The organism is Pseudomonas brassicacearum (assembly GCF_000585995.1).
GTDB lineage: Bacteria > Pseudomonadota > Gammaproteobacteria > Pseudomonadales > Pseudomonadaceae > Aquipseudomonas > Aquipseudomonas brassicacearum_A.
In genome coordinates, this window is record NZ_CP007410.1 from 5,546,697 (window position 1) to 5,558,943 (window position 12,247).

The 12,247-nt window shown below is 60.3% G+C and carries 13 protein-coding genes, 1 pseudogene and 1 riboswitch; of the genes and pseudogenes, 7 read left to right on the forward strand and 7 right to left on the reverse strand.

All coding sequences use genetic code 11. The features are described 5' to 3' along the window. Positions 1 to 2 precede the first annotated feature (2 nt). Positions 3 to 123, forward strand: a riboswitch (yybP-ykoY riboswitch). 90 nt (positions 124 to 213) lie between these two features. Next, positions 214 to 798 (forward strand): TMEM165/GDT1 family protein, encoded by a 585-nt coding sequence (locus CD58_RS23720; RefSeq protein WP_003185295.1) that lies wholly within the window; start codon positions 214 to 216, stop codon positions 796 to 798. A gap of 131 nt (positions 799 to 929) precedes the next feature. Here the strand turns inward: CD58_RS23720 and CD58_RS23725 are convergent, their stop codons facing one another. Continuing rightward, positions 930 to 1,745 (reverse strand): M48 family metallopeptidase, encoded by an 816-nt coding sequence (locus CD58_RS23725; protein WP_025215426.1) that lies wholly within the window; start codon positions 1,743 to 1,745, stop codon positions 930 to 932. A gap of 1,303 nt (positions 1,746 to 3,048) precedes the next feature. Between CD58_RS23725 and CD58_RS32000 the strand changes: the two are divergent. Beyond that, positions 3,049 to 3,243 (forward strand): annotated as a pseudogene (locus CD58_RS32000) (HAMP domain-containing protein); the annotation flags it as partial. A gap of 114 nt (positions 3,244 to 3,357) precedes the next feature. Next, on the forward strand, positions 3,358 to 4,101 hold the full coding sequence (locus CD58_RS32005; RefSeq protein ID WP_419178848.1) for a methyl-accepting chemotaxis protein: 744 nt from the start codon (positions 3,358 to 3,360) through the stop codon (positions 4,099 to 4,101). 243 nt (positions 4,102 to 4,344) lie between these two features. Here CD58_RS32005 and CD58_RS23735 read toward each other — a convergent pair whose 3' ends face one another. The 3 genes from CD58_RS23735 to CD58_RS29550 are packed head-to-tail and all read right to left on the reverse strand — an operon-like array spanning position 4,345 to position 5,458. Further along, entirely contained in the window at positions 4,345 to 4,968 is a 624-nt protein-coding gene (locus tag CD58_RS23735) for an SOS response-associated peptidase (RefSeq protein WP_025215428.1), read from the reverse strand. Between the two features lie 35 nt (positions 4,969 to 5,003). Next, positions 5,004 to 5,264, reverse strand: a complete 261-nt coding sequence (locus CD58_RS23740; RefSeq protein ID WP_025215429.1) for a putative signal transducing protein — start codon at positions 5,262 to 5,264, stop codon at positions 5,004 to 5,006. 11 nt (positions 5,265 to 5,275) lie between these two features. Then, positions 5,276 to 5,458, reverse strand: coding sequence for a CPXCG motif-containing cysteine-rich protein (locus CD58_RS29550; RefSeq protein ID WP_025215430.1), 183 nt, complete (start codon positions 5,456 to 5,458; stop codon positions 5,276 to 5,278). A gap of 139 nt (positions 5,459 to 5,597) precedes the next feature. On the opposite strand from CD58_RS29550, the gene CD58_RS23750 reads away from it, so the two are divergent. Further along, positions 5,598 to 6,764: a 1-acyl-sn-glycerol-3-phosphate acyltransferase gene (locus tag CD58_RS23750; protein ID WP_038436720.1), complete on the forward strand. Its 1,167-nt coding sequence runs from the start codon at positions 5,598 to 5,600 to the stop codon at positions 6,762 to 6,764. 146 nt (positions 6,765 to 6,910) lie between these two features. Here CD58_RS23750 and CD58_RS23755 read toward each other — a convergent pair whose 3' ends face one another. After that, on the reverse strand, positions 6,911 to 7,192 hold the full coding sequence (locus tag CD58_RS23755) for a hypothetical protein (protein ID WP_025215432.1): 282 nt from the start codon (positions 7,190 to 7,192) through the stop codon (positions 6,911 to 6,913). A gap of 231 nt (positions 7,193 to 7,423) precedes the next feature. Between CD58_RS23755 and CD58_RS29555 the strand changes: the two genes are divergently transcribed. Further along, on the forward strand, positions 7,424 to 7,630 hold the full coding sequence (locus tag CD58_RS29555) for a hypothetical protein (RefSeq protein ID WP_025215433.1): 207 nt from the start codon (positions 7,424 to 7,426) through the stop codon (positions 7,628 to 7,630). Between the two features lie 925 nt (positions 7,631 to 8,555). Here CD58_RS29555 and CD58_RS23765 read toward each other — a convergent pair. After that, positions 8,556 to 9,140, reverse strand: coding sequence for a YajG family lipoprotein (locus CD58_RS23765; protein WP_025215434.1), 585 nt, complete (start codon positions 9,138 to 9,140; stop codon positions 8,556 to 8,558). Positions 9,141 to 9,345: 205 nt separating this feature from the next. Here CD58_RS23765 and CD58_RS23770 point away from each other — a divergent pair, with 205 nt between their 5' ends. Beyond that, positions 9,346 to 9,579, forward strand: a complete 234-nt coding sequence (locus CD58_RS23770; RefSeq protein WP_025215435.1) for a hypothetical protein — start codon at positions 9,346 to 9,348, stop codon at positions 9,577 to 9,579. Positions 9,580 to 10,316: 737 nt separating this feature from the next. Continuing rightward, a complete protein-coding gene (gene mqo, locus CD58_RS23775; protein ID WP_025215436.1) occupies positions 10,317 to 11,825 on the forward strand; it encodes a malate dehydrogenase (quinone) in 1,509 nt (502 codons plus the stop codon). A 120-nt stretch (positions 11,826 to 11,945) separates the two neighbouring features. Here the strand turns inward: mqo and CD58_RS23780 are convergent, their stop codons facing one another. Continuing rightward, positions 11,946 to 12,233 (reverse strand): PA4642 family protein, encoded by a 288-nt coding sequence (locus CD58_RS23780; RefSeq protein WP_025215437.1) that lies wholly within the window; start codon positions 12,231 to 12,233, stop codon positions 11,946 to 11,948. Positions 12,234 to 12,247 lie beyond the last annotated feature (14 nt).

Consider the following 12,247-nt stretch of genomic DNA (forward strand, 5'->3'; position numbering starts at 1 on the left):
TCCGCTCCGTCCTAGGGGAGTAGTCTCCCGCGAGCGCCATGCTCGCCCGGCATACGTCAACATACTTGGTCAGCAGACCATGGCGTATGCGGCCCAAGCGTCCACACAGATGGTCGCTGGGTTTGACAAGACCTATGACACGCACACCTTACCCGGGGCGGGAAGGCTGTACGTGTCATAGCCGTGTCGACCCGCCCCTCTAGGAATCACCTGATGCTGGACTCTCTCCTCGTACCTACCGCTATCGTTGCGCTGGCCGAAATCGGCGACAAGACGCAATTGCTCGCGCTCATTCTTGCGGCTCGCTTTCGCAAACCCTGGCCGATCATCGCCGGCATCGTTGCGGCGACGCTCGCCAACCATGCGGCGGCCGGGGCGGTGGGGGCCTGGGTCGGCAGTATATTCTCGGATGCGGTCTTGCACTGGATCCTGGCAGCGAGTTTCGCGGCCACGGCGCTGTGGACCCTGGTCCCGGACAAGCTGGACGACGAAGAAGCCAATACGGCCCGCAAGTTCGGACCATTCCTGACCACGCTGATTGCGTTTTTCCTGGCGGAAATCGGTGACAAGACGCAGATCGCCACGGTGATGCTCGCCGCGCAGTACCCGGAACTGTGGCTGGTGATCATCGGCACCACTGTGGGCATGCTGATTGCCAACGTGCCGGTGGTGCTGGCGGGCAATTTCGCCGCCGAGAAACTGCCCCTGACGCTGATCCGCCGCCTGGCCGCCTCGGCATTTTTCGTCCTGGCGATCGTGGCGGTGTACAAGGCGATGCAGAGTAGTGGGTGGGTTTGATCAGGTTGATGCAGGCTCTTGTGGCGAGGGAGTTCGCTCCCGCTGGGTTGCGAAGCAGCGCCAAGCTTTTGCGGTCACTGCGCGACCGAGCGGGAGCAAGCTCCCTCGCCACAAGGAAACAACCTTAATACTTATTTCTTGGCCTGCTGATAAAGCGGCATCACCTTCGGAATCGCCGCCTGCAGGGAAGCGATCCGGCTGTCCGATGACGGGTGGGTGCTCATGAACTCCGGCGGTGCGCCTTCCGATGCCTTGGCCATTTTGTTCCACAGGGTGATCGCGGCATTCGGGTTGTAGCCAGCGCGGGCGGCCAGTTCAAGGCCGATCAGGTCGGCTTCGTTTTCGTTGCCGCGGCTGTTGGGCAGGGTCATGCCATAGTTGGCCACGGTATCGGCCAATGCCAGGCTGTCCTGGCCCAGGCCGAATATGGCGCCGGCGCCCTGCTTGGCCATCTCGATGCCATAGGCCTTGGACATCGCTTCACGCCCATGCTCGCGCAGGGCGTGGGCGATTTCATGGCCGATGATCGCGGCGATTTCATCGTCGGTGAGCTTCAGCTTGTTGATCAAACCCGTGTAGAAAATGATTTTCCCGCCGGGACCGCAACTGGCGTTGAGCTCATCGCTCTTGATCAGGTTCACTTCCCAGTTCCACTGCGCCGAATCCGGACGGAACACCGGAGCCTGGTTGATCAGCCGGCTGGAAATGGCCTGGACGCGCTTGGCATCGCTGCTGGTCTTGTCCAGTACCCCCTGGGCGCTCGCCTCGCCCATGGTCTTTTGATAGGACTGGGCATACATCTGGTTGACCTCAGCGGTCGACAGCATGCTGAACATGTACTGCTTGCGCTCCACGCCCACAGCCCCGCCGCTGGTGGTGTTGACCGACTGACAACCCGCGAGCAGCAAAGCCGCGCTCAGAGCACACACCATCAATGTCTTGTTCATACTTAAGAAGCTCCCTGGAAACGTGGGCGTATCGTAGGCGTTGATTTGTATCGGCGCCAGATACACAGCGCGGGTTTGGCGTTTTTTCAGACAAGTCCCATCCAGTCCATTTGCGACACTCACGAAGCCATAACAGTCACCCGACGAACAGCGCCTCATGCCGTTGCACAGAAACGCCGATACAGGCTCCAGCGTCATCTTCGCGTCCGGAGCCTTTATGAAATTCAAATCGATCCAGTTTTCCGTGGCCGCCCTGGCCGGTGCCATCGTGCTCAGCGTGGTCGGCGCCCTGGTGCTGTACGCGCTGTTTGCCGGCGCCCGCACCCAGGAAATGGTGCAACAGCGGACCAAGACACAGTTCGAACAACTCATCGAACAACGCCTCAGCGCCTTGGCCCGCACCCAGGCCAGCCTGATCCAGCGGGAACTGGAAGCGCCGCTGTTGCTCGCCCGTGGCCTGGCCACCAGCAACGCCTTGATGGGCATGAACGGCGCGGACGGTAACCCGCAACTGAAGGTGCCCCGTGAGCAAATGATCAGCCTGCTGCGCGAAACCGTGGTGCGCAACCCGAAGATTCTCGGCGCCTACATCGCCTGGGAACCGAACGCCATCGACCACGACGACGCCAATTATGTGAACAGCCCGGTGGTGGGCATGGAAACCAACGGACGTTTCCTGCCGTGGTGGTTCCGCAATCAGGACGGTACCCTCGGGCTGGAAAAACTCGCCGACGTGACCGACCAGAAACTGCTTTCCACCGGCATCCGCGCCAGTGAGTATTACCTGTGCTCCCAGGACAGCAAGAAAGCCTGCGTGATCGACCCGGCGCCCTATCGCGTCGGCAGCACGATGACCATGCTCGCCTCGTTCATCGAACCGATCCTGATCGACGGCAAGTTCCAGGGCATCGTCGGTGCCGACCTGTCGGTGAACTTCATCCAGGACATGCTCGTGGCCGCCGACGGCAAGCTGTACGACGGCGCCGGGGAAATGGCCTTGCTCTCGAGCAACAACCGGCTGGTGGCCTTCACCAAGGACCCGAGCAAACTCGGGGAAAAAGCCAGCGACCTGCTGGATGCCAGCGAATTGGACAACCTGGCCAAGCTGGGCGTCGGCGAGGTGCGCTACGACATCGACGAAGAACACGGGCATATCGAGGTGTACATGCCGTTCGGCATCGGCGAAACCAACGCCCGTTGGACCCTGATGCTGCAGTTGCCGCTGAATGCGGTCATGGCTGACCTGCAAGCCTTGCAGAAAGATCTCGACCACCAGCGCCAGGCTGACATTTTCGGCATGGCGATGGTGGGCCTGGTGATTGCCGGTATTGGCCTGCTGGTGATCTGGCTGGTGGGCCACGGCATTGCCCGACCGCTCAAGCAAATGGTGGCAATGCTCGATGACATCGCCCAGGGCGAAGGTGACTTGACCCGTCGCCTGGTCAGCGACCGTGCCGATGAACTCGGGGCGATTGCCAGGGGCTTCAATACCTTCCTGAGCAAGTTGCAAGGGATGATCACCCAGGTGGTGACCTCGGTGCAGAGCGTCAGCGATTCGTCGGAGCACACCGCCGACATTGCGATCCGCACCAACCAGGGTGTGCACAAGCAAATGTCGGAGATCGATCAGGTCGCCACCGCCGTGCACGAAATGACCGCCACCGCCCAAGACGTGGCTCGCAACGCAACCCAGGCCGCCCAAGCCGCCAGTCACGCCGACCAGGCCGCCAGCCAGGGCATGCAGATCGTGCGGGACACCTCCACCTCCATTGGCGCCCTCGCCGTGGAAATCGGCAAGGCTGTTAGCGTGGTGCAAACCCTGGCCAAGGACAGCGAGAACATCAACGCGATCCTGACTGCGATTCGCGGGATCGCCGAACAGACCAACCTGCTGGCCCTCAACGCCGCCATCGAAGCCGCCCGGGCAGGTGAGCAAGGTCGTGGTTTCGCGGTGGTGGCCGATGAGGTGCGCAACCTGGCGCAGAAGACCCAGCATGCCACGGGAGAAATCCAGACGATGATCCAGCAGCTGCAACAAGGCACCCGGGATGTGGTGCGGGTGATGGAAGACAGCCAGCAGCGCACCGATGAAAGCGTGCAGCACGCGGCAAAAGCGGCCCAGGCCCTGGAGACGATCACCCAGGCCGTGTCGGTGATCAACGACATGAACACCCAGATCGCCAGCGCCGCCGAGGAACAGAGCGCCGTGGCCGATGACATCAACCGCAACGTGATCAACATCGGGCAAGTGGCGAACGAAGTGGCCAGTGGCGCCGACGAGTCCAGCGCCGCCAGTGCCGGGTTGACCAAACTGGCGGAGCAGCAACGGCGCTTGATCAATCAGTTCAGGGTTTGATCCAGAGGCCTCATCGCGAGCAAGCTCGCTCCCACAAGGGATTGCGGTTATCCACAAATCCTGTGGGAGCGGCCTTGCTCGCGAAGGCGGTGTGTCAGGCGACGCACCGCTGTCGGGTGTACCGCTTTCGCGAGCAAGCTCGCTCCCACAGGGATTGGCGGTGAACACAGTTGCTGTAAACACTCGCAGCCCACTGTGGGAGCGAGCTTGCTCGCGATGAGGCCAGCACAGGCTTCAGCCAACTCAAGCCGGAGTCAGGCACTCCGGCCCATTGAGCTTCGGATCATTGACCATGTTCGCCAACACCCGCTCGCGCAATTGCGCCGGCTCGCTGGCCAGCAACCCTTGCAGCGCGTGCAGCGGCGTCTCGGGGTCGAGCCACAGGCGCTGGCCCTCTTCGTCCAGGATCAACGGCCGACGCTGGCCCGCCGCGGGCTGGGTGATAACCGCCGTACTCAGCCATACTTGCTCCTGCACCGGATACGCCTCCCAGATCGCGGCAAAGAACAACGACGAGCCCTCTCCCGGCGTCAGCCAGTAAGGACGCTTGCGCGTACCGCCGCGCCATTCGTAGAAGCCGTTGGCCGGCAACAGGCAGCGACGCTGGCGCAAGGCTTCACGGAACATTGGTTGCTCGGCCACGGTTTCGGCCCGGGCATGGGCGGGCGTGCGAGACAGGTCGGTCAGCCACGGTGGTGTCAGGCCCCAGCGCGCCCGGGCCAGTTCGCGCTGCCCCTCGGCGCCGACACGCAGCATCAGCACCGAATCATTGGGCGAGATATTCCACTGGGCCTTCTGATCGGCAGGAAAGCCGGGCAAGGCCGCGAAGGTGGGGTTCCAGCGAAACAGGGCATAACGTCCACACATGGGGCAACACGACTCTTGATCAACCGGCCGCCAGCCTAGCAGACCAGCGTGCCGGGGTAACTGTCCGGTTCATCGCCGAGCAGGGGCAGCGCGGCATTGTAGGCTGCGATCAACTCCCGAGCGGCTTGCGCCCGGTCGTCCTCCACCGCCAGCCCCAGCAAGCCCTGCATCGGCAATTCCCCGGCTCCGCCCATCAGATCGCGGCCCACCAGGTACGCCGTGATGCCTTCGCTGGCGAGCATGCCTTGGAGCAACTCGCCTTCCATCAGGTTCTCCAGTTCGTAGATTCGCTGCATGGACGCCCCCATCACTCGTTTTCGCTAAAGACCTCGAGATGCCACTCTTCACCATGGACCTGCAGGACAAAGGTTATCGGCCGGCAACAAACCTGACAGTCCTCAATGTAGGTCTGATCGCCGCCGGACAGATCCAAGACAGTCTCAACCCCTTCGCCACAATACGGACATTCATAATGAGTGGTTTCCAGCATCGCGGTCTCCCAGGTGACTTGTGCGTATAATCGCCGGTCTATTTGCAGGGCTATTAGTGTCTGGCTGATGTTTCAGCCCCTGCCCTGTCGGTTTTTCGAACACACTTTTACTTACCCTAGCCGTTTCCAACAAGAGAGCATGATGGGCGAATTCGATGCCATCCGACCTTACGACGACAGCGAAGTCCCAGCGGTGCTGGCACGGCTGCTCGGCGACAAGGCGTTTCTAGATATCCTCACCCACTTCCGCTTCCCACGCCTGGCCGGCGCCTTCGGCTGGATGCTCAAACCTCTTATAGCGCAAAGATTGCGTCGTGAGTTCGCTGGCGTGACATCGGTCGCGACTTTGCAGGACAAGGTGGAGTTCTATGTCGACCACACAATCGAGCGGGCCACCGATGGCGTGACCTACACCGGGGTGGAGCAATTCAAGTCCGGCAGTGCGTACCTGTTCATCGCCAACCACCGCGACATCGTCATGGACCCGGCCTTCGTCAACTATGCCGTGTACCACGCCGGTCTGCCGACCCCGCGCATCGCCATTGGCGATAACCTGCTGCAAAAGCCATTCGTCAGCGACCTGATGCGCTTGAACAAGAGTTTCATCGTGCACCGCTCCATCACCGGACGACGGGAGAAAATGGCGGCGTACCAATTGCTGTCGGCGTACATCAACCACTCGATCCGCAACGATTGTGCTTCCATCTGGATCGCCCAGGCCGAGGGCCGGGCCAAGGACGGCGACGACCGTACCGAATCGGCGATTCTCAAGATGTTCCACATGAGCCGCAAGGACGAGCCATTCGGTGAAGTGATCCGGTCACTGAACCTCACGCCAGTGTCCATCAGCTACGAATACGACCCGTGCGACCAGGCCAAGGCCCGCGAGCTGTACATCCGCGCCACCACCGGCACCTACACCAAGGTACCGGGCGAGGACGACGTGAGCATCGCCAAGGGCATCACCGGCTACAAGGGCCGGGTCCACGTGAACTTCGCCGCGCCGATCACCGAACTGTTCGAGGACACCAAGCAATTGGCCCTGGAGATGGACCGGCAGATTCTCGGCGGCTATCGCCTGTTCCCGGCGCATTACCTGGCTTACGCCCAATGGGCCGACGCCGACCCGCAGTTGCAGGTGCCGACGGCGGCCGAGGTGTTTGGTGCCGATGAACTGGCCAAGGCCGAGGAAGAATGGCAGCGCCGGCTGGATGCTTGCCCGCCGGAACACCGGCCGTTCCTGGTGCAGCAGTATGCGACGCCGGTGCGTAATCAGTACCGGGTCAAGGCGGGGCTGGCGTTGTAAGGCTGTGGCGAGGGGATTTATCCCCGCTCGATTGCGCAGCAATCGCAAAAAACAGATTTGTGCTTAATCTGGGGTTGGATTGGCCTTTTCAAGAGGGGCAGCTTCACGCCCAGCGGGAGCAAGCTCCCTCGCCACGGGCTATTTCATCAGAACTGCGTGCTGATCCAAGACATCAGCAGCGCCAACGCCAGGCAGGCAAAACCGAAACGATAGAAAAACCGGTTCATGCGCTGCGTGGCCAGGTCCAGCAGCGCTTCGAATCGCTCGTTGCCTCCGCGATTACGCGCTTCCAGGCAAGCCCGCGCCCGTTGTTCGCGGCGGCGCGTAGCGTGCAGCACCCAACCGCCAGGGCAGGCAAACAGCAACGCCAGCAGGTTGATCAGTTTGGCGGGGTGGGCAGCGAACAACGAAAGCACATGCAGCGACATCACAAACCTCAAGCGAAAAACGGGCAAGACACGCCCGGGACCTACGAGCAGGGCGCGGATTCTACCGAAAGCCTTCCGTCCTGCGCCGTTTTTTCCGACCAGTAACGATCCCGCCGCAGCGCTTGGTTCTTTTGTGACGAGGGGATTGAGCCTTGGGTTAATTTCGTCCGTCACGGTTTCGTCATCTGATTAGGCCACTCTGTCGCCCTTCAAACCTGCACGGAATCCGTCATGCTTCACGCCGAGAACCAGGATCGTCTCTATCTCATCAGCCCGAGCGAAGAACAACAGAACCTTGTTGGCAGTCTGTCCTTTAATGTGCAGGATCGACATTGGCTGGTGTATTGCGCCCTCGGTGGTCATCAGCATGCTGACTTGCCGGAGACTGATCTGCTGACTGGGATTAGTGTTTTGGAGCTGTATTCCCAGGCGGCATGAAGTCCGCGCTTACAGATGCCAGCGGGGAGTTGATCTTCCCGTTCCTGGACTGGATATCTCTTTGCGGTTGGGGTTTCTTGGTTTGTGTGTATATCCGTTGCTGCGGTAACGGCCACTTAGGGTTCCGCCCTTACGGCGGGTCACTTTCGAAAAGCGCGAAAGTAACCAAAGCGCTTTTGCCCCACCACTCGGTGCCTCGCCTAGGCTCGGCATACCCTCACTCCGGCATTGCTCCGTGGGCCGCCGCGAAGGGCCATCCATGGCCCAGCGCGGCTACCTCGGCATCCATGCCGAGGTGCCCACTGCGCAATGCCTACGTTCGGCCAGCGTGGTTAATGGGGCATCCAGATCAAGATCAAGATCAAGATCAAGATCAAGATCAAGATCAAGATCAAGATCAAGATCAAGATCAAGATCTAAAGCAGAGCAAGAACGGGGTATATATCCAGCATCTATGTGAGTGGACCACCGCTATCGCGAGCAAGCCCGCTCCCACAGGAGGAACGCGTTCATCCCCAAATCAGGTCGGCTATCAGGCCGCCTCGCGTGTGCTTTTGATCTCGGGCGCCCCGTTAAACCACGCTGGCCGAACGCAGGCATTGCGCAGTGGGCATCCCGGCATGGATGCCGGGATAGCCGCGCTGGGCCATGGATGGCCCTTCGCGGCGGCCCACGGAGCAATGCCTGCGTTCGGGCACACCGAGCCTAGGCGAGGTGCCGAGTGGTGGGGCTGAGCGTTTTGCTTACTTTTGCGCTTCTCAAAAGTGAGCCGCTGTAAGAGCGGAACCCTAAGTAGCCGTTACCGCAGCAACGGATATACACACGAACCCCACCCCAGAAAGCCGAGCAAAAAAAACGGCGCTTCCTCATCCCAGAAAAAGCACCGTTTTTCTTGAATCACAGTTTCTACATACGGACCGAAACGTTACTCAGCCAGTATCTGGCCAATAGTCGGATCCTTGAACAACCGGGTCAACGCATCACTCAACACATCGCTGACCAACTTGGTATTGGTGTCCTGATTGGGCGCCATACCAAAGCGCTGATCCAGCGAAGCACCGTAACGACCACTGTAGCGACGGTTAGCATTCTGCACATCGGAACGGAAAGTCGCGCCAATGGTAGCTTCAGTCACATACATGCCTTCCTTGGGCGACTGGTACTTGAGCTCGGCCAGGGTCACCGTCAGTTGTGGGGCATTCATGGCGTTGGCGGTAGGCGTGAAGCCCAGCAAACGCACCGCGGCTTCAGCCTGGGCCTGCAACTTGGGCAGGATCTGCGCGCCCTGCACCGTGATCACGCTGGTTTCCGGATACAGCCCGCCACGGGTGCCAAGCGTCGGCGACGGGCGACCATCCACCACCCGCACCACCACCGGCTGGCCGCGACCTACAGGCGCCAGTTGGGCATTGAGCGTGGGCTCCGGGTTAAGTTGTTGCGGGCTGTGGGCGCAGCCGACGAGGGTCAGACTGGTCACAGCGATCAAACCGAACAACAGGCGTTGCAACATGCTCTTCTCTCCAGAATCGGGCACAAACAGGCCGGCAGTATAGCGGTGCGCCATCGCAGTGAACTAGCGCCTTACGATGAATACTGAAATGTCTGACACGGGGCGTGATTGCCGGTTCCTGTCACCCCATTGTCACGGACCTTACACCGGCCTGTCATGGCCCGCTGTCAGGCTTCTCACAAGCTCCCCGAACCGGTATCCGACCATGCGCTTTCTTATTTCCCTGTTCACCCCGCGCCCACATCACCGCAGTTTCGCCCTGCTGGATCGCGACGGCCGCTGCCAGGCGTTCAAGCAGTGCAGCCTGCAACCCATGGGCGAAGGCTGGGTGGAAATCGAAGAGATCCGGCTCAACTGGCTGCACCAGCCATTACCCGCCAGTGCCCGTGTGCAACCGCTTCGTGCCCAGGCACGTAACCGGCAACTGTTGGTCATCTGACCGGACGGCTAATAAAAGTCATTAAACACGACCATTTCCCTGCGTTTCTTCGATACAATCTCCCCCCGATTATAAGGACGTCTCCTGATCGGGCCTCGCAACACCGCTGATGCGCTTGTATTGGCACCCCGCAACGCCCACAGAGAGCCGCCCACACAGATCGAGTGAAGCTGGCGCGCTTGCTGTTCTTCAGGCAAATCCCCACTTTTCGCGAATCTGCAGAGCTGTCATTACGCTCGGTCACTGAGCTGTCTGCCCGTTTTGCCTGTCATGTATTACATGGGGGCAACCAATCCGGGCGCGGTGCCAGGCTGGGACAGCCCTTTTTTGAGGTTCACGTCTTCAAAAGAGCGTGAAAAAACGGGTTTTCACAACTTCACGAGAGTGTGGCGAGCAAATGAAGAGTTTTGCGTCTGAACAAGCACCATTAGCGTCTGAAACAGCCCAACGACACAGGACCGGATATCGCTCAAGAGCCGGCGCCTGAAGCCTGTCCGCTACGGATTTGGTTGCACGAACGGATGTCTCGGCCATAAGTCGAATTGCCTGCCCGGCGCTTAAATGAGTTCATGTGACTCTTGAGGCCAGGCTGCATGCATCCGCAGTAGGTGCGAAAAATTGCGAAGATTCGGACATGGCGATCCTGGCCATGGATACCTGGGGCGCAACTGACCTGCCCCGCCAATCCTGGCCGCTATGCCGACAATTTGGTGCTGCAGATTTTGGAGACGCGTTAAATGGCGCATAACGAAGCAGTCGATGTAGTTCTGGTAGGGGCCGGCATCATGAGTGCCACCCTGGCCGTACTGCTCAAGGAGCTCGACCCCGCGATCTCGCTGGAAGTCGTCGAGCTGATGGATTCCGGCGCTGCGGAGAGTTCCAATCCGTGGAACAACGCCGGTACCGGCCACGCCGGGCTGTGTGAGCTCAATTACACGCCCCAGGCAGCCGATGGCAGTGTCGACATCAAGAAAGCCGTGCACATCAACACCCAGTTCGAGGTGTCGAAGCAGTTCTGGACGTACCTGACCCAAAAAGGCACGTTCGGTTCATCCAAATCGTTCATTGCCCCAGTGCCACACCTGAGTTTCGTGCAGGGCGAGAAAGGCGTGTCGTTCCTGAAGAAGCGCTTCGAACTGATGAGCCAGCACCACGCCTTCGCTGATATGGAATACACCGAGGACAAGGCCAAGATGGCCGAGTGGATGCCGCTGATGATGCCAGGCCGGCCGGCTGACGAAGTCATTGCCGCCACCCGTATCATGAAGGGCACCGACGTCAACTTCGGCGCCCTGACCAATCAGTTGCTCAAGCACCTGACCAGCGCCCCGGACACCCAGGTCAAATACTGCAAGCGCGTCACAGGTCTCAAGCGTAATGGCAGTGGCTGGACGGTGAGCATCAAAGACGTGAATTCCGGCAGCAGCCGTGAAGTCGATGCCAAATTCGTGTTCCTGGGCGCCGGCGGCGCGGCGTTGCCGCTGCTCCAAGCCTCGGGTATCGAAGAGAGCAAGGGTTTCGGCGGTTTCCCGGTCAGCGGCCAGTGGCTGCGTTGCGACAATCCGGAAGTGGTCAAGCACCACCAGGCCAAGGTCTACAGCCAGGCAGCGGTGGGCTCGCCGCCGATGTCGGTGCCGCACTTGGACACCCGCGTGGTCGATGGCAAGAAATCCCTGCTGTTCGGGCCTTACGCCGGTTTCACCACCAAGTTCCTCAAGCACGGTTCGATCATGGACCTGCCGCTGTCGGTGCGCGCTGGCAACATCGGCCCGATGCTGGCCGTGGCCCGGGACAACATGGACCTGACCAAGTACCTGATCAGCGAAGTGATGCAGTCCATGGAGCAACGCCTGGAATCCCTGCGCCGCTTCTATCCTGAAGCGAAAGCCGAGGACTGGCGCCTGGAAGTGGCCGGCCAACGGGTGCAGATCATCAAGAAAGATCCGAAGAAAGGCGGCGTCCTGCAGTTCGGCACCGAACTGGTGGCGGCCAAGGACGGCACCCTCGCCGCCCTGCTCGGCGCATCGCCAGGCGCTTCGGTGACCGTTTCGATCATGCTGGAACTGATCGAGCGCTGCTTCCCGGACAAGGCCAAGGGTGAGTGGGCTGCCAAGCTCGCACAAATCTTCCCGGCCCGGGAAAAAGTGTTGGAAACCGACGCAGCGCTGTATCGCAAGATCAACGCGCAGAACAACATCGCCCTGGAACTGGTTGAAGAAAGCAGCGAGACCCAAAGCTACGCTTGATTCGACCGCATAAAAAGAACGCCCCTGTCTCCATGAGAGCGGGGCGTTTTTTTATGGGAGAAGCTTATCGTGGCGAGGGAGCTTGCTCCCGCAGGCCCTGCGAAGCAGGCCCAGGATCAATCAGCCGCGAGCCTTCTCGATCAACTCGATGTATTCCTCGGCATTACGCTGGTCGCGCACCTGCGCCACGAAATCGTTGCCCTGCTCATCCTTGCCATTAAGGTCGTAACCGGCCTCGACGAAAAACGTCAGGAAGCGCTCGAAGTCGTCGACCCGCAAGCCACGGTAGGCCTTGATCAGCTTGTGCAGCGACGGCGAAGTGGCATCGATCGGCTCGAAATTGAGGAACAGCTTGATCTGTTCATCGCCAATCTCGTCACCAATCACTTGTTTCTTGTCTTTACGCATTGCCGGCTCCAGCT

Coding starts and splice junctions, on each gene's coding strand:
- CD58_RS23740 (WP_025215429.1), bottom strand. CDS start 5,264: ATGCAGCGAATCTACGAACTGGAGAACCTGATGGAAGGCGAGTTGCTC.
- CD58_RS23725 (WP_025215426.1), bottom strand. CDS start 1,745: ATGAACAAGACATTGATGGTGTGTGCTCTGAGCGCGGCTTTGCTGCTC.
- mqo (WP_025215436.1), top strand. CDS start 10,317: ATGGCGCATAACGAAGCAGTCGATGTAGTTCTGGTAGGGGCCGGCATC.
- CD58_RS29550 (WP_025215430.1), bottom strand. CDS start 5,458: ATGCTGGAAACCACTCATTATGAATGTCCGTATTGTGGCGAAGGGGTT.
- CD58_RS23765 (WP_025215434.1), bottom strand. CDS start 9,140: ATGTTGCAACGCCTGTTGTTCGGTTTGATCGCTGTGACCAGTCTGACC.
- CD58_RS23780 (WP_025215437.1), bottom strand. CDS start 12,233: ATGCGTAAAGACAAGAAACAAGTGATTGGTGACGAGATTGGCGATGAA.
- CD58_RS23720 (WP_003185295.1), top strand. CDS start 214: ATGCTGGACTCTCTCCTCGTACCTACCGCTATCGTTGCGCTGGCCGAA.
- CD58_RS23770 (WP_025215435.1), top strand. CDS start 9,346: ATGCGCTTTCTTATTTCCCTGTTCACCCCGCGCCCACATCACCGCAGT.
- CD58_RS29555 (WP_025215433.1), top strand. CDS start 7,424: ATGCTTCACGCCGAGAACCAGGATCGTCTCTATCTCATCAGCCCGAGC.
- CD58_RS23735 (WP_025215428.1), bottom strand. CDS start 4,968: ATGTGTGGACGTTATGCCCTGTTTCGCTGGAACCCCACCTTCGCGGCC.
- CD58_RS23755 (WP_025215432.1), bottom strand. CDS start 7,192: ATGTCGCTGCATGTGCTTTCGTTGTTCGCTGCCCACCCCGCCAAACTG.
- CD58_RS32005 (WP_419178848.1), top strand. CDS start 3,358: ATGTCGGAGATCGATCAGGTCGCCACCGCCGTGCACGAAATGACCGCC.
- CD58_RS23750 (WP_038436720.1), top strand. CDS start 5,598: ATGATGGGCGAATTCGATGCCATCCGACCTTACGACGACAGCGAAGTC.